The sequence below is a fragment of the Rhizobium sp. ZPR4 genome (assembly GCF_040215725.1).
In the GTDB taxonomy this organism is placed as follows: Bacteria; Pseudomonadota; Alphaproteobacteria; order Rhizobiales; family Rhizobiaceae; genus Rhizobium; species Rhizobium rhizogenes_D.
On record NZ_CP157968.1, the window covers coordinates 539,161 to 555,152 of the forward strand.

Below are 15,992 nucleotides of genomic sequence, written 5' to 3' on the forward strand. Positions count from 1 at the left end.
TGAAATTGCGTTGGTGATCGTTTGATCAAGTTTGACTATTCACCACATGGGAATCCGGAGGACCGAAACAGAGATGCGCACATCGAAAGTCGTTCATGTTGTCAGTTGCCACGCCGAGGGAGAAGTCGGCGATGTCATCGTCGGCGGGGTTGCCCCTCCTCCCGGCGCGACCGTTTGGGAGCAGTCGCGCTGGATCGCCGAGGACGAAACCTTGAGGAATTTCGTTCTGAACGAGCCGCGCGGCGGCGTTTTCCGCCACGTCAACCTGCTGGTTCCGCCGAAAAACCCCGAAGCGCAGATGGCCTGGATCATCATGGAGCCGGCCGACACGCCGCCCATGTCCGGATCGAACTCGATCTGCGTTTCCACCGTTCTGCTCGACACCGGCATCATCCCGATGCAAGAGCCGATCACGCGTATGGTGCTGGAGGCGCCGGGCGGTCTCATTGAAGTGAAAGCGGAGTGCCGCAACGGCAAGGCTGAGCGCATTCATGTGCGCAATGTCCCGTCCTTTGCCGACAAGCTCGATACGAAGCTGGAAGTCGAAGGCATCGGCACGATCACGGTGGATACCGCCTACGGCGGCGATAGTTTCGTGCTCGTGGATGCGGCGTCGATTGGCGTGAGCCTTCAGCCCGACCAGGCACGCGACATCGCCCGGCTCGGCGTGAAAATTACCGAAGCAGCCAATGAACAGCTCGGTTTCCGCCATCCCGTCAACGACTGGAACCACATCTCCTTTTGCCAGATCACCGATCCCGTGCAGATGAAGGATGGCGTTTTGTGGGGGAAGAACGCCGTCGCGATCCGCCCCGGCAAGATCGATCGATCGCCGACCGGCACCGGATGCTCGGCGCGCATGGCCGTTCTGCACGCAAAGGGTCAGATGAAGGTCGGCGATCGCTTCGTCGGGACGTCGCTCATCGATACGGAATTCCATTGCAGCATCGACGGCGCCGTCGATCTCAACGGCAAATCCGCGATCAGCCCGATCATATCAGGCCGCGCCTGGGTCATCGGCACACATCAGCTGATGGTCGACCCGGATGACCCCTTCCCGGCCGGCTATCGGCTGTCGGACACCTGGCCGATGGATGATTGAACGGGAAATATTGCTGCGGAAGGCATTTACCAGAATGTGTTCCGCAAATCTGAATGAGGACATTTTTGCGCCGGATCATCCGACGCTGATTTCCTCAAAGCCAGCTAGGAAGACTCGCAGCCACACGTCCTGTGACAGCCGCCTCCACGCAATCGGCAAGGCTTCCGAAACGAACCGCGCGGCCGCTGAGCCCCGGCCCGTAATGCGCGTACTTGCCTGAATTGGTCATGACCGCCCGCGTGCCGGGCGGAAAGACTGGCTCGGAGATCGAACACCAGCAGAGATCAGGCAGAACCTGCACACCGCTGTCGTGCAACCGCGCCAGCGTCCCATCCGCCTCGGCAGCGGTGATGACATCGCGCCCTGCCGTGACGATGACCATCACCTCAGGCAGACGACGCCTCCCGCCAAAAGCGTCAGCGAGTGCCCGGCATTCGGCAAGCGAGGCGTGCGGACTGCCGATGGCGACGAGCTCGACGGTCTCCGGTCCCTCGTTCAGCATTTTCCAAGCGGCAGCCATGTCGGTGCGCGTGATCGCGAGACGATCGGCCTTCGGATTGAGAGCATCGACAGCCTCCGGCGTTACGCCTTCCACATGCAGCATGGGCGCCGCCGAGGTGGTACCGAAGGCAGCGCAGAGCGCCTTCAGGTCGTCGCGCGACGGGTGCCCGGCGGCCAGACCGCGCAGCAACGGAATGCGATCGGGAGACGCTTTACCGGCGAGATAGCCGACGAGCGGCCAAAAAGCATCATCGCGGCCCTCCGGCAGTTTGACGTCCAGAATACGTGTCGCCTTGCGGTTCTCATCGAGATAGGCGCCTGAAAGCGGCGCTCGGCCGGTCAAGGCGATGCAGAGATCGAGGAAGTCCGGATGCTTTGCCGTGCGCGCGCCAAGCACGCTGTTGGCAAAGATGACGGCATTGGACTCCGCCCAGCCGATGGCCTCGCCGGCGCCCGGCGCGCTATCGAGCAGATAGGGCGAACAAGTGAACGTCGGGCGGCAGCCCATGCGCACATAGGCGTCCGCGAGCCGCGCAGCGGGGTCGCCGAAGTCCTCGGGTACGCCCTGCGACCGCCAATTGGCGCGATCGACCGAAATGGCGTTCATGGTCGTGGGTACACGCACGCGTCCGCCAAGCTCCGCCATTTTTTCGGCAAAGGTCAGGTTGGCCGGGCTCGCATAGATACATCCATCGATATGGCCCTGCGTCACGTCGATAAGGGAAGTGGCACCCTGTTGAGCCGCCATCGCGGTCAGGATGCGCATGGCTTGAGCAACAGCAACGCCTTCGCCTCCGGCAAGCATGGAGCGGTCGGCGTCCGTCAGCGTGAGCGCCGAGGTGGCAGGCGGCGCAAGCGGCATCGTCTCGCCATCCGCCATGATGACGGTGCTTTCGATCCGAATCGTCTTTGCCTGCGACAGGCGCGCAAAGACTTCAGGCTGGAGCCGCACGACCGGCAGCTGCCGGCCGAACATTTCGGCGGCAACAAGCGCGCCGAGCGTCAGTACATCTTCTGCCTCGCAAAAGATCAATGCAGCCGGTGCGCGGCCGGTCAGCGCCAGATCGAGCAGCACGCCGGAGCCACTGCAGGAACCGCGGCTCGATGGCATCATCAGCACCGCGCTTGTCAGACATTCGCCATGCAGGGGATGATGGATATCGATGACCTTGCCGGTGGCGGGGTCAACCCCGCCCCAAAAACTGAGAGCTTCCTGCGTGGCGACGACGCGGCCCTCTGCCGTGCCGCCCATGATGCTGCGAGCCGATGTCGTGTCGTTCATGTCACCATAGATCCAGATGCGAGAGGATCGTAAGCACCGATGCGGAAGCCTACATCGGCATGCCTGTTTGCATTAAAAGCGTTGCGGCGAGAATGGCGTCAGATCGATCGCCGGTGCCTGCCGTGTCAAAAGATCGGCGACGATACGCGCCGTGCCAGCCGACTGGGTCAAGCCAAGGTGGCCATGGCCGAATGCATAGATCACGTCCGGCGTCGCCTTGGCGCTACCGATCGCAGGCAGGCTGTCGGGCAACGACGGACGGAAACCCATCCACTGCACACCGCCCTCCGGCTTGAGACCGGTCAGGAAGGTGCGCGCCTTCTGCAGCATGGCTTCGGAGCGGCGAAAATTCGGTGGCAAGGCAAGTCCGCCCAGCTCCACCGCACCACCGACGCGGATGCCGGTCGAAAGCTTGCTGACGACGAAACCGTGGCCGCCGAAGGTTACCTGCGTGCGCAGATCGAAGGCGTCGACCGGAAGTGTCGTGTTGTAGCCGCGTTCGGTCTCGAGCGGAATATGTTCGCCAAGCGTCTTGGCTATCCGGTGCGAGAAGGCGCCGGCGGCCAGAACGACCTTGCCGGCCTGGCGCAGCTTTCCATCCGCAGCCACCACTTCGACCCCAGCAGGCATTGCACGAAGTGACGAAATCTCCGCCGTCTCGATGACGCCGCCGCGGCTACGAAAATGCGCGGCCAGCGCCAGTGTGTAGAGCTTGGGATCAGCAATGGAATACCAGCCGGGCGTGAAGGTGCCGAGGATGAAGCGCGATGCAAGCCCCGGCTGGATCGCTGCCATCTCGTCGGCTTTCAGATGCTGGAATTCGATGCCGTGATTGCGGCGCACGTCCCAACCGGGCAGAGAAGAGCGGAATTCCGCCTCGCTTTCATAGACCTGCAGATTGCCCTCCTTGCGCAACATGGAGAGCGTATTTGTCGCGGCTAGGAAAGGCTCCAGCTCCGCCTTGGAGAGATCCATCAGGCTTGTCTGTGCCGCCGTGGAATGGGCAACGCGCGAGGGCTGGCAGGCCCGCCAGAAACGGAACATCCAGGGCGCGATCTGCAGCGCATAAGCAGGCGGCACCGACAACGGCCCAAGTGGATCGAGGAGCCATTTCGGCGCCTTCTTCAAAATGCCTGGCGATGCAAGCGGCAGGATATCCGTGAAGGCGAAGGCTCCGGCATTGCCGGCGGAAGCGCCAGCAGCCGGTCCCTCACGGTCCATGACCACGACGCTCAAACCGCGCGACTGCGCCGTAATCGCTGCGGAAAGGCCGACGACCCCAGCCCCAATGACGATAACGTCCGGTCTTGCCATCAACGCACGCTCGCGAGAAATTTCTGTGTTTCCAGATGTTCGGGCTTGCCGATCTTGGTCATGATGCCCTGATCGAAATAGTCGACTCGATCCGAGACATCGCGGGCAAACGCTGTTCTAAGCGTCAGGCAGATCATGGTCATCCCTCCTCCCGGTGTGGGATCAAGCGCAGATATTACTTCATCAAACAACATATGTTCCGGCGACATGGCAAGCGCTCTAGCCGGAGGAGTCGGGAACGTCTCGGCAACGCCAGTATGAGTTTGCTTTGCCGTCATTTCTTCAGCTGCAGCGGCCTGCTATTTGCGGGTGACGGTAATTCCACTGACCTTCCTCAGCTGAAGCCGAAATGCGCGACAGCATTCCATGTCGATCTTTTGTATTCTTTTTGTATTTATAATTTTCAAGTCTATGATGCAAGCGAGCATATCATGGGAGAACCGAAATTGACCGACGTGACCACCCTGACACCGGATGCGCTGCGAGGCCGTGTCGAAGCGATCCTTTCAAAAGCCGGCATCAATGCGCAGCAGGCCGGGGCGATCGCGCGGGTGATCGTCGCAGGCGAACGTGATGCCTGCAAGTCCCACGGCATCTACCGCATCGAAGGCGTGTTGCGCGCGGTCAAGGCCGGCAAGGCACGGCCGGATGCGGTGCCGGTTCTCGAACAAAATGATGGCTCCGCCGTCGTCCGCGTTGATGCCAAGAGCGGTTTTTCCAATGCCGCCTTCGAACTCGGCATGCCTGTGCTTGCAGAACGGGCTCGCCGCTTCGGCATTGCCGCACTTGCCATCAACGACTGCACACATTTCGCCGCGCTCTGGCCGGAAGTGGAAGCCCTGACCGATCGCGGCCTTGCCGCCTTCGCCATGTGCCCGAGCTATTCCACCGTGGCGCCGGCCGGCGGCTCGGCACCGCTCCTGGGAACGAACCCCTTCGCCTTCGGCTGGCCGCGCCTTGACAGCCCGCCTTATGTTTTCGATTTCGCGACTTCGGTTGCCGCCCGCGGCGAAATCGAGCTGCACCGACGCGCAGGCAAGCCGCTTCCTGAAGGCTGGGCGATCGATGCCGACGGCCAACCGACCACGGATCCGGAAGCCGCCCTCGCTGGCGCAATGCTGCCGTTCGGAGGGCACAAAGGCTCGGCCATCGGCACGATGATCGAACTTCTGGCCGGCGTCATGATCGGTGACTTCACCAGCCGCGAGGCGCTCGATTATCTCGGCTCTACGGCCTTCGCACCGCGGCACGGCGAACTCATCGTCGCCTTCTCGCCGGAGACCTTCGCGGCCGGTCGACCTGGAAATCCGCTCGCCCGTGCCGAAGTGCTGTTCGAAGCGATTGTCGGCCAAGGCGCGCGTCTGCCCTCGCAGCGTCGCTTCGCCGCTCGCGCTCGTGCGGAAAAGGATGGCATCCCGCTGACCGCGGAGGAAATCCGCCAGCTCGACCGCCTACAGGAACTCGGCCTTGACGCCGTGGTCTGAACGACTTTGAAATGTAAGTGAATACAAACGTAAGATAATAAAAAAGAGGCCCCGTGGGGGCCTCTCGCATCTTGCGCCTAGGCTATCACAAGAGCTTAGGCCTTGTACTTTTCCACGGCACCAGGAAGCTTGCTCCACTCGGCGTACCAGCTATTAAACAGCTTGAACTGCGCCTCAACATAGCCGCGCTGGCTGTCGTTCAAGACATCGCTTTCATTGAAATGCAGCTCATATTCCTTGTCGCCCTCCAGTACCATCATATGCTTGAAGAAGAGAACCAGATCCGGGCCTTCGTCGAAAGAGGAAAGGACAGCGAGTGCGGCTTCAAGCTCCAGCGCACGCTGGCGTGCATCGACGTCGCCCTTGGCTGCAGCCTGGGCGAGGTTGCAGAGATGGATGACTTCCTTGGGTAAGACGTTGCCGATGCCGGTGATGGCGCCGGTCGCACCACAATTGACGAAGCCGTGGAACACGGCCGTGTCGACGCCGATCATCAGCGTGACGTCGTCATTGCGGCTGGTGATGTTTTCGGCGGCATAGCGCATGTCGGCAGGACCGCCGAATTCCTTGAAACCAACGAGATTGGCATGTTCAGCGCGCAGCGCGAAGAACAGGTCGGCGCGCGTTGCAAAGCCATAATAGGGGCTGTTGTAGATGACGGCCGGAAGATCGGGTGCCGCCGTGAGGATCGCCTTGAAATGCGCCTTCTGTGCGGAGATGACCGAGCCGCGCGAGAGCACACGGGGGATGACCATCAGACCCTTCGCGCCAACCTTCTGCGCGTGTGCCGCATGGGCGACGGCCGATGCCGTGTTGACGGCGCCGGTGCCGACGATGACCGGCACTCCCGCCTTGACCAGCCGTTCTACGCCTTCCATGCGCTGCGCATCGGTCAGCAGCGGCCAATCGCCCATCGAGCCGCAATAGACGACAGCCGACATTCCCTCGGCGATCAGCTGCTTGCCCTTGCGCACGAGCGCATCGAAATCGGGGCTGCGATCGGCTTTGCACGGGGTCATCAGGGCTGGGATCACGCCGGAGAAAATGCTTGCAGTCATCTGTCTATCCTCTTGGACCGGGAGTGGATCGGTTACCAGCCCAGCAGCATCAGCCACCGCGCCTCACCATCTTTGCAGCATTGATATACCCTTGTATTTATTTTGTCGACAAGAAATATGCAGATTAAAGTCTGACGTCGAGGCGATCTCCGCGCATCAGCAATTTCTGTATCTGGGCGACAATCTGTTCAGCATGTTCGCGCGCGAGGCGCTCGGCAAGTTCCGTATCCCGCGTCTCGACGGCGGCAATGATTTCATCATGCTCCTCGACGAAACCGCGCGGCAGACGATCGTTGTAGGATTGATAATAGAGGCGCAGGAGGCGCCGGCCCTCATTCAGCAATCGCGAGAAGAGGCCAGTGAAATAAGGGTTACGGCCAGCCTCGGCGATCGCAAGATGCAGCGCGGCGTTGGTGGAGATCATGGCGAGCGCATCCTGCGCTTCGACGGCATCGGCGAATTCAGCCTGAAGCGCGCGCACACCTTCGAGATCTTCCGGACGGTGATATTTCGCGGCAAGCTGCGTTGTCACCCGGTACATCAGGACCAGGGCATCGAAATAGCTGTGCATGTTGAGAAAGTCGATCTGGGAGACCATGGTCGAGCGGTTGGGTAGCGTGTCGATCAGCCCTTCGCCCGCCAACCGCACCAACGCTTCGCGGATAGGCGTGCGCGACATGCCGAAACGTTCGGAAAGCTGCACCTCATCGATGGGGCTGCCCGGTGGCAGTTCCAGATCCAGAATCTCGTCCCGCAAGATATCGTAGACCACCTTCACGCCGGAGCCGCGCTTGCGCTCGTTTCGGAGGCTTGTTTCATTATCCATGGCTAACTGACCTCTTCTTTCAGCGTGAGAAATAAAGGGGCATGCCAGCTAAATCAACGCCGCTTCCCGGCATTCCAGGCCTTTGCCAGAAATCGAGAATTGCCTCGTTCCTATTCAGCAACCTCGATGCCGACGCTATGCTCTGCAACGGTCTGCAAGCAACATGATACGCCGGCCTCCGTTGCTTGCCCCTACTCCGTCTCCAGATATTCTTTCGAAAGCGCCTTCAGGTCACAATGATCCGGCGAGTTGAGCGGGGATCATGCCGAGCGAACGTAACCTTCAGCGACAAAGTCGCTGCTCGCGTCACACACCCGGTTTCGTCCGGCTGCCTTTGCCAGATAGAGGGCACGATCCGCTTCGCGGCAAAGCTCGGAAAGCGACCTGCATTCCCGGCTCACCTTCGAAATGCCAATGCTTGTCGTCACCACCACATCGGCCCCGAGATCCGGAAATCTGGTTCGCTGAACAGCTTCCCGAATGCGCTCGGCCTGAACAAGCGGATATCCTGCTTTCAAGGGAAGAAAGACTATGAACTCCTCGCCGCCCTGCCGTGCAAAAATGGCGGAAGCCGGCAGGACCGCCTCTATCGTTCGCGAGACGGCAACAAGAACGTCATCTCCCGCCGCATGACCCCAACGATCGTTGAGATGCTTGAAGTGATCGATATCGAGATAAAGAAGAGCATCTCCATCCCGAAGCCGTCCGGACACGTTCTCATTGAAGAAGCGGCGATTATAGAGACCCGTTAAGCCATCCCGCTCGGCTGTTTGTCTGAGTTTTACCTGTTGGCGCTCGCTTATGAAGATGACAATCGACAATGCCAGCACGAACTTGGAAAGGATCATCAGCAGGAAGCCGCTCGCCACATCGAAAAGGACGAAAGAATGGAACGAAAACTCGAGGGCCATTATCAGCGATAACAGGCTGCAGGCCAATAATATTGCGGCAACGAATTTTCTGATCGGCAACGGTTCGCGAAACGAGTCCCTGAAGATGACGATCGCCGCACCGGCAAGCATCACGCAGGCGAGGAAATTGAATGCCGCTGCCCGATATGTATTGTTCAAATGAAATGCCGTGAGAGCTCCGGCGAGCAAGGTCAGCAGTCCGGGCAGCAATGCAAAAGCCGGCATCACCTTTCTGTCGGGATCGCTGATCACCACGAAAGATGAGCCGAGCAACGAATATCCAAGCACGGCGCAAACGAGATTGATAAGGCTGAGAGGCGCATAGAATGCCGGGTGGGTTTCGGCATATCCGGCCAATGTTGATGCCGCCGCGAGAATTACGAAACTTGAGGCAAGCAAACCGATGCCGCGGCTTTCATTTGCGCTGTACTTCAAATAACCCAAAGTCACCGCACCAGCGATATAGGATGTCTTTTGAAGAAAGAGCACCGTTGGCATATCTAATTCATTGATCATCGAAAACTACCAAAGCAACCGGAAAGCATCGCGGCCTCGATACTCCGGACGATCTAAAGATTTTGCCAACTGGGCTGCTAAAGATCTTGCCGATCAGGCAGGTAGCTCGGCTTCACTCCGACCGGGGCTTCTGGACGTCGCATTCGAATTGTCGGAATTATCCCTCATTCCAACTAGGTTATGGCCCGCGTTTTCCGGAAGCTTTCTCGATAGCCCATTCGCTGCTGCCACTCCCATAGATTTGGTATTTCAACGAGAGTTTTCCTGCCTTCGGGAAGCATAAGGAAGTAGTCAAGCATTGGCGCGACATAGAGATCGGCAAGCGTGAGATCGTCACCGGCAAGCCAAAGGCCGGTGCCAAGGAGTTCGGATAGAGCCTTCAAGCATATCGCAGCTTTTGCCCGGGATAGAGCCACGCGGCTCTCATCGGGCTGCTCACCTCGCGCCGGCTTGGCTGCAAGCTCAACATACATCCCCCAAACCAGATACGGATAGACATAAGCGTCAGCTATGCTGATGATCTGGTTCATCCGAGCCCGCTTTCTCGGCTCCGCCGGTTGAAGGGCGCTTCCCGGAAAAGCGTCATCCACATATCGGGCAATCGCTCCGGTCTCATACAAGCGAAAGTCATCATGCTCAAAGGACGGGATTTTGCCGAAAGGCTGCCTCTCCAGATAGGTCGCCGAAGCACTCTCCGAGGCAAATATATCGACTGGAACCAAGTCGTAATCGACGTTTTTCTCAAGAAGCGCGAGACGGCAGATCCGCACGTAAACGCTGTAGTCTGCACCGAACAACCGCGGCTTGCTCATTATCCTCAGTCCAAATGTGTCGTTATCGCGATAAGGATACTCATTGACACCGGTATGGCTTTAAACCCGAAAGCTTACTGCCCGACTACGGTGTGCTCAGCTCAGAATGGTAAGCTTCCGTGATCCGTCGCGCCATCTGCGCCATTTGGTCATCAGGTATATGCAGAACCCCATGTTCCGCCATCAATGCATGATATTGCTGCTCTTCGAGCGGCACACCTGCCGGCAAGGGGACGACATGAAAATGTAAGTGGCTATTGGCTTTTTGGCTGCCGAGCGAAAGTACATAAATTCGCTCGGCGTCAAACGTCCTTTTTAGGGCGCGGGACAACACATGCACCTTCTTCTATAATCTGAGATATTCATCCGTCGACATATCTTGAGCCAAATCCTCGCGGTGCTCCCTCGGGCAGACAAGGCAGTAACCGGGCAAAGTTGGGTATTTGCTCAGAAAGATAATCGTCTCGCTATCCTCAAAAATGCGGTGGTGAAAGCATAAAGGATCATTCCTGACCAGGCCGCAGATGAAGCATGGTTTTGTTTCGCTGTCGTGCACGTAGGCCTTGAGATCAAATGGCTGCCGGTCGTTCATTCTGAACCTGTGCCCTGCTACTCGGCGACGTATCGACTTTCAGTTTAGCGCATCAATTCAGGTTGGGAAGTCACACCGGCAATGCCATCCATTCTGCTCCACTTGCTAGATGGAGCAGAATGGATGGCGTGTCTCGGATTTGGGGAGTGAGCGGCGAGCGCGCCGCGTCAAATTGAGCTATCGATAACTCTGCACCTCGCAGGGAACTGAGTGCGAAGCTACATCAGCGCCTCATTACCAGGCCGCAATGCTGTAACTTCAGCCTTCCGCGCGTGCAGTTCTTCGACAGGCCTGCGCCTTAGCCATCTGCGATTAGAAGGAGAATGTGGGGCAAGTCCCAGCTCCTGATAGAGCTGCATCATATCCTCTCCGACCAGGGTGCCCACTTTGCGGCCAACACGCTGCCCGGTCCATGTACGGCGGCAAAGAGCAGTCCCGCTACGAAAACGAAGTGGTCTACGAAAAAGCCGAATTCGGCTTGGTTGCCGGCCCAGCGTGACGGGCCGTGAAATGAAAATCCGAGGAAGATGACATAAACGGCGGCGGCGAGCGATGCCGGAGTGAACAAAGCACCGGTCAAGAAAGCAATGACAAGCAGTACTTCAAGGATCGCGGCGCACCAAGCCAGGAATAACGGGAACGGGAAACCGGCGGCGGCGATATAGCCGGCGGTCGCGCCCATATCCATGAACTTGAACGAGACGGCCATCACGAAGACGGCGGTGAAGATCAGGCGAGCGATGAGAATGGCGGCAGTCTGCCAGACTGATTGAGCGTTTTCCACGATATTCCTCCAGATTGAAGCGGTTGATGCCCCAAGGACGGCCGGCAGAAGGCTATCCCGACAAGAAGGATGGGAAAAATTATTTGCCGATGCTGATCACCTGCAGCATGAAACAAGTGGTCGAGAACGCTTCTCCCACGGTTGGCGTATTACGTCCTTCTGCCGAACAGGATTGGATCTCGACAAGGCCGAACTCGACAAAGAGGTTGCGCTGTCTCCAAATCAGCCCCTTTACCCCTCCATCGAGTAAATGGGGCGCGTTCGGTGGCGACGGTGAAAACTTCAGCGCCCTCAGGCTTCAAACATGTGCAAATTTGCGATAGGCCAATAGCTGTGACGCGGCTCTGCGGTCTAACTCAAAAATCTGGATCTCGGGCAATGATCTGGTTTGATGCTTTGCTGGAAAAGACCGCGGACGACAATCTTCTGCAGCGTTGTGTTGCGGTCGTACTGAACATCGATGCTTGCGACATAGACGTTATCCACGACATCGGCCAAATCTCCGATGTGCCGGTAACATGCCTTGTGAAATCGGAGGCTTTGGATGACTATGCGCAGATCATCAGCATCTACCATTCCAGCGACCTTGATCCGCCACCCATTCTCGAAGCTGCTGGTCGATTGGCACGTTTGCTCGAGACATCGCTGTTGGTTGCCAATGACGAGACGGCGAATCCATATTCCTTCATCCTGATGTCTCAATTCGGACAGGCATCCGTCGCCTTGGTGGATCCTGACGAGTTGGACAAGAACAACCGCTATGTGATCACGAGCCATACTCCAGTTTCGAGCTGAGAAAACAAGAAGTCCGGCCGATTCATTCCCTTCGGTCTGCGACCTTGCGGCAGCGGCTGCCCGATGACTTGATTGGTTCAGGACGAAAAATCACATGCCTCCCAATCTGTCCCACCTATCCTCCATCTACCCAGGAGAACTCAAACGACAGGTTTCGCAATAGCTTGAGATTATGGTTAACACTTCGCTTAGCCGAAGCTATTTGAGGTTTTGCTTCCGCCACACGCGCCGCTCTTGCAATCGGGTTTGAGCGAGGCTGAAGGGTCGGATGCGGAATATTGAACCGGGAGCCGCTTCAAAGCAGTCGATCGCAATTCCCATCTTCTTCAGCGGAAGGCCATGCCTCGCTTGCCTTCCAACTGCGGAAGAACACAGAGGCGCTATCCCGCAGCGCGCATTACTTCGGCAGCGACTGCATACTCTTCATGGCCTTGAGGTCTTCATGTGAAACGAATTCGCAAGCCAGCAGGGTCTTGTCGGGGAAGGCCGCAGATTCGCGAGCGATCACGGACACCACTCCCATCTCGGCCGCGGGCTGCTCGGCCTTGGACAAGGTGCGCCCGTATGACTTCGTTGCGGTGCCGAAGAGATTGCCAAGGCCATCAGATGTGAGGTGATAGGTCTTGGCCAGATCGTCCGCCCTCAAGCCCTCCACCAGAACGCCGAAGCTGGTTCCAGCGAAGACGATTTCATTCGTCTTGAAGCCCTGGCGTCCGAAGTCCGCGGACATTTTGTAGACGGCAGCCGTCATGAGTGATGTATCTGCCTTCGCGAGCTTTTCAGCCTCATCATACATCTTTGTCGCGCTGGCGGTCGAATAAGGCGGCTTGCAAAGAGCCGCATCGAAGAAGGAAGCCTTGTCGAAAGCCAACGCGCTCGAACCGAGCGCAAGCGAAACAACGACGCCCAGCGAAAGGGATGCTGCTATATTCAAGAATATTTCTCCCGATGACTAATAAGCCATTCGAACTCGGATCGTGTCGGCCGCGCTGCTGTATCTACCGCTACGGCCACCGCCAGCCAAGCCGCTCGGAACAACTATCTCCAGATTTTTCATCGGGCTCACAGATTACATCGCGACGGCCGCGGAATGTGCTTTAACCTATGCGGTGCCACCCGATATAGAACCGCCCTCTTCAATGCACTGAAGGATGGCGGCCTGGCTTAACGACGCAAGAGGATGGATCGCACCCTCCCGCTCGACAGCCGGCCCCTGCCCTGTATGGCTTCATTCTCGCAAATCCCTTCTCCGTCTGCGGCGCTATTCAAATGCAAATACTCCTTTCCCTACCCTGCCGAGGAAAAATGCTATGGGATGCCGAATTGATGGCACCAACGGCGAGCCTCGGACCACAGAAGCCAGCCGCTGGCGTTGGCAAGCAAAGCTCGAATCCGAACAATGCTCTGCTTTACCGCTCAGCGCGCCGACCATTCGAAAGAAGCGACTTCACCAGATCTTTTGAACGACGGCAAACACAGCGCGGACTATCGATTGCCGCCGATTGGCCGCGACTTGCTCCGCCAGCATCTGGTTTGCAGCTGCCGGGTAAAGAGCCCTCCCCGTTTAGGACACGGCTGTCCGCACAAGCCAGAGCCCTGCGACATTTTCGCAAGCAGCTTGTTACGAATTCGGGATTGAGGGAAGATGCGCCGCGTACGCACTACCTATCGCGGCTTTGCGAACGCTAGCCGCCCAACTATAAAAATCTCGTTAACCAAAACTTGCTGCAGGCTGCACCAACTCATATATGAACGTCGGCTTGGCGTGAGGGCGAACAAGCGGGGACAGATTTCTTTGCCATCCCGTCAAAATCACTTCACAATCAATCCGTAATGGAATTGTACGCAGAGGAACGATTTGATGGAAGAACCCTCGACAACCAATCGCGAGCCGATCGCGGCGACCGAGCTCGATGTCAAGAAGGCGACCGCGATCAACACGCTCTTGCTTCGCCCTATCGGTATCCTGCCCGCCAAAGCCGGCGACCCTATCCGTCCTTTTGCGCTTGGCCTCTGGAATGAAATCCGTCCGCTTTTGAAACCTGACGTGCCGGTCATGTCTCTGCGTCGCTCCACCAGCGCGTTTCTGCATTCCAAGCGATATTATCATGCCTGCGCCCAGCCGGAATCCATGCGGCACGATCTTGCCGGCAATCCCGTCGAGCCGCTTTCGGCCGAAGATAGGCTTGCCGCACAGCAGCGCCTGATCACGCTCCGTCAAACGCAGGCCAAGGCTACGGTTCAACGCGACGAGCCGCCACCACCGCCAGTCTTGAGCAAAGCAGAACTCATTCGAGCCTCTCTCCTGGGCCGGCGCTCCGATCGCGCCGCTCGCTGATGCGCCTGGGCGCATCGCCTGTAACCTTCTCACCTTTATTGTAATGACCACAATGGAAACGCTGCGCCTTTAGCGCGGTGACGCAACGCTGTGGTGGGCGGCAACTCCGGCGGCATCCCGGTAGTCCGCGGACTACCGGCCAATTGAGCTTCATGCGCGAAGCGTCATCCTTAGACGCTTAGACGCGATCACTCTAGAATCCTGCCCAGCCTCCAACGTGAGTGGTCCGCGGACTACTCATCGCTTTATCCAGGAACATCAGGTGGAGCGAATCACTTTCGCGATCGGCGCTACTCAAATCGTCGGAATAGTAAAGCGGCCACAGATCGAACGTGGCAGAGCGCTGTTGATGCGCAAAAACGCATCAAAAACTGCCTTTTATCTAAGCATTTGTAAAACGGACACGAATCGGAGCATATTGTAACTGCGTAGTTCAGTAGCATTCCGTCACAATTGCGCAGTTAATTGGGAAAACAACCATGCAGCCGAGCCTCGCGCTACAAGAAGATCAAGAGCACCTTCCAACGCTTCTGGCAACAGATGCGCAGGAATTGTCTTATCAGCTCCAGCAACATCAGGCAAAGATCTTCCCGCCGCAGTCACAGAAAACTATGCGGATGTTTTCGCCGGCCGAAGCTGCAGCCTTCATCGGCATCGGTGAGGGTTATCTTCGCCAGATCGCAGCTGAAGGCCATGGGCCCGACCCGCTTTCCAATGGGCGTCGGCTTTATGCCGCCCAAGACATGGACCGCATCCGCAAGGTACTGGATGAGCGCAACGGGGCACCCAAATATGTTCCCTGGCGTAGAGGATCGGAAAAGCTCCAGATCGTCTCGGTTATGAATTTCAAGGGTGGCTCAGGCAAAACCACCACCGCCGCCCACCTCGCCCAGTATCTGGCGCTGAGGGGCTATCGCGTGCTGGCTATCGATCTCGATCCGCAGGCCTCCTTGTCTGCTCTTTTTGGCCATCAACCGGAACTTGATGTCGGCGAAAATGAAACGCTCTACGGCGCCATCCGCTATGAAGAGCCGCGTCCGATCGCCGATATCGTCCGCTCGACCTATACGCCGAACCTGCATCTTATCCCCGGCAATCTCGAGCTCATGGAGTTCGAGCACGAAACGCCGCGCGCAATGGCGGCAGGTCGCGCCGAGACGATGTTTTTTGCCCGCATTGGTGAGGTTCTGACCGAGATCGAAAGCTTCTACGATGTCGTCGTTATCGACTGCCCACCGCAGCTGGGCTTCCTGACGATGTCTGCGCTCTGCGCCGCGACATCAATCCTTATCACCGTTCATCCGCAGATGCTCGACGTCATGTCCATGTCGCAGTTTCTCACCATGACGAGCGAGCTTATGTCCGTGGTCGAGAATGCAGGCGGCCGTACCAGCTACGACTGGATGCGTTATCTCGTCACCCGTTTTGAGCCGAACGACGGACCGCAAAGTCAGATGACCGGCTTCATGCGAGCAATCTTCGGCAACCGCATGCTGCAGAATGCCATGGTCAAGTCGACGGCCGTTGCCGACGCCGGTGTCACCAAACAAACGCTTTATGAGGTCGATCGTGCCCAGTTCACCAGGGGTACCTACGACCGGGCTCTGGATTCGCTCAATCTCGTCAACAGCGAGATCGAGACGCATCTCCGCCTGACCTGGGGAAGGAAATAAATAG

General features: G+C 58.0%; 13 protein-coding genes and 2 pseudogenes. 5 read left to right on the plus strand and 10 right to left on the minus strand.

Annotated elements, in window-relative coordinates; genetic code table 11:
- Nucleotides 1-73: 73 nt before the first annotated feature.
- Nucleotides 74-1,102: a proline racemase family protein gene (locus tag ABOK31_RS22055; protein WP_349960825.1), complete on the plus strand. Its 1,029-nt coding sequence runs from the start codon at nt 74-76 to the stop codon at nt 1,100-1,102.
- Nucleotides 1,103-1,196: 94 nt separating this feature from the next.
- On the opposite strand, the gene ABOK31_RS22060 is transcribed toward ABOK31_RS22055, so the two are convergent.
- The 3 genes and pseudogenes from ABOK31_RS22060 to glnQ all read right to left on the minus strand — a co-directional run.
- Entirely contained in the window at nt 1,197-2,885 is a 1,689-nt protein-coding gene (locus tag ABOK31_RS22060; RefSeq protein ID WP_349960827.1) for an aconitase X, read from the minus strand.
- Between the two features lie 72 nt (nt 2,886-2,957).
- Complete coding sequence (locus ABOK31_RS22065) at nt 2,958-4,199, minus strand: FAD-binding oxidoreductase (protein WP_349960828.1); 1,242 nt, start codon at nt 4,197-4,199, stop codon at nt 2,958-2,960.
- Nucleotides 4,199-4,486 (minus strand): annotated as a pseudogene (glnQ, locus tag ABOK31_RS22070) (glutamine ABC transporter ATP-binding protein GlnQ); the annotation flags it as partial. The gene ABOK31_RS22065 and the pseudogene glnQ, both read right to left, overlap by 1 nt.
- Before the next feature lie 159 nt (nt 4,487-4,645).
- On the opposite strand from glnQ, the gene ABOK31_RS22075 reads away from it, so the two are divergent.
- Nucleotides 4,646-5,683 (plus strand): Ldh family oxidoreductase, encoded by a 1,038-nt coding sequence (locus tag ABOK31_RS22075; RefSeq protein ID WP_349960830.1) that lies wholly within the window; start codon nt 4,646-4,648, stop codon nt 5,681-5,683.
- Nucleotides 5,684-5,778: 95 nt separating this feature from the next.
- On the opposite strand, the gene ABOK31_RS22080 is transcribed toward ABOK31_RS22075, so the two are convergent.
- The 6 genes and pseudogenes from ABOK31_RS22080 to ABOK31_RS22105 form a co-directional block, all read right to left on the minus strand.
- Entirely contained in the window at nt 5,779-6,741 is a 963-nt protein-coding gene (locus ABOK31_RS22080) for a dihydrodipicolinate synthase family protein (protein ID WP_349960832.1), read from the minus strand.
- 124 nt (nt 6,742-6,865) lie between these two features.
- On the minus strand, nt 6,866-7,567 hold the full coding sequence (locus ABOK31_RS22085) for a GntR family transcriptional regulator (RefSeq protein ID WP_174181593.1): 702 nt from the start codon (nt 7,565-7,567) through the stop codon (nt 6,866-6,868).
- Between the two features lie 260 nt (nt 7,568-7,827).
- The gene (locus tag ABOK31_RS22090) at nt 7,828-8,994 is read right to left on the minus strand and encodes a GGDEF domain-containing protein (protein ID WP_349960835.1); all 1,167 of its coding nucleotides are present in this window, start codon (nt 8,992-8,994) and stop codon (nt 7,828-7,830) included.
- A gap of 173 nt (nt 8,995-9,167) precedes the next feature.
- Nucleotides 9,168-9,809: a glutathione S-transferase family protein gene (locus tag ABOK31_RS22095; protein ID WP_349961261.1), complete on the minus strand. Its 642-nt coding sequence runs from the start codon at nt 9,807-9,809 to the stop codon at nt 9,168-9,170.
- Between the two features lie 82 nt (nt 9,810-9,891).
- Nucleotides 9,892-10,398: pseudogene (locus ABOK31_RS22100) on the minus strand (HIT family protein).
- Between the two features lie 358 nt (nt 10,399-10,756).
- Complete coding sequence (locus ABOK31_RS22105) at nt 10,757-11,182, minus strand: DoxX family membrane protein (protein ID WP_174181599.1); 426 nt, start codon at nt 11,180-11,182, stop codon at nt 10,757-10,759.
- A gap of 378 nt (nt 11,183-11,560) precedes the next feature.
- Here ABOK31_RS22105 and ABOK31_RS22110 point away from each other — a divergent pair, with 378 nt between their 5' ends.
- The gene (locus tag ABOK31_RS22110) at nt 11,561-11,977 is read left to right on the plus strand and encodes a hypothetical protein (RefSeq protein WP_349960837.1); all 417 of its coding nucleotides are present in this window, start codon (nt 11,561-11,563) and stop codon (nt 11,975-11,977) included.
- 397 nt (nt 11,978-12,374) lie between these two features.
- On the opposite strand, the gene ABOK31_RS22115 is transcribed toward ABOK31_RS22110, so the two are convergent.
- Nucleotides 12,375-12,911, minus strand: a complete 537-nt coding sequence (locus ABOK31_RS22115) for a hypothetical protein (protein WP_349960839.1) — start codon at nt 12,909-12,911, stop codon at nt 12,375-12,377.
- A gap of 927 nt (nt 12,912-13,838) precedes the next feature.
- Between ABOK31_RS22115 and ABOK31_RS22120 the strand changes: the two genes are divergently transcribed.
- Both ABOK31_RS22120 and repA read left to right on the plus strand, forming a co-directional pair.
- Complete coding sequence (locus tag ABOK31_RS22120; protein WP_349960841.1) at nt 13,839-14,315, plus strand: ProQ/FINO family protein; 477 nt, start codon at nt 13,839-13,841, stop codon at nt 14,313-14,315.
- 479 nt (nt 14,316-14,794) lie between these two features.
- Nucleotides 14,795-15,988, plus strand: a complete 1,194-nt coding sequence (gene repA / locus ABOK31_RS22125) for a plasmid partitioning protein RepA (protein WP_174181607.1) — start codon at nt 14,795-14,797, stop codon at nt 15,986-15,988.
- Nucleotides 15,989-15,992 lie beyond the last annotated feature (4 nt).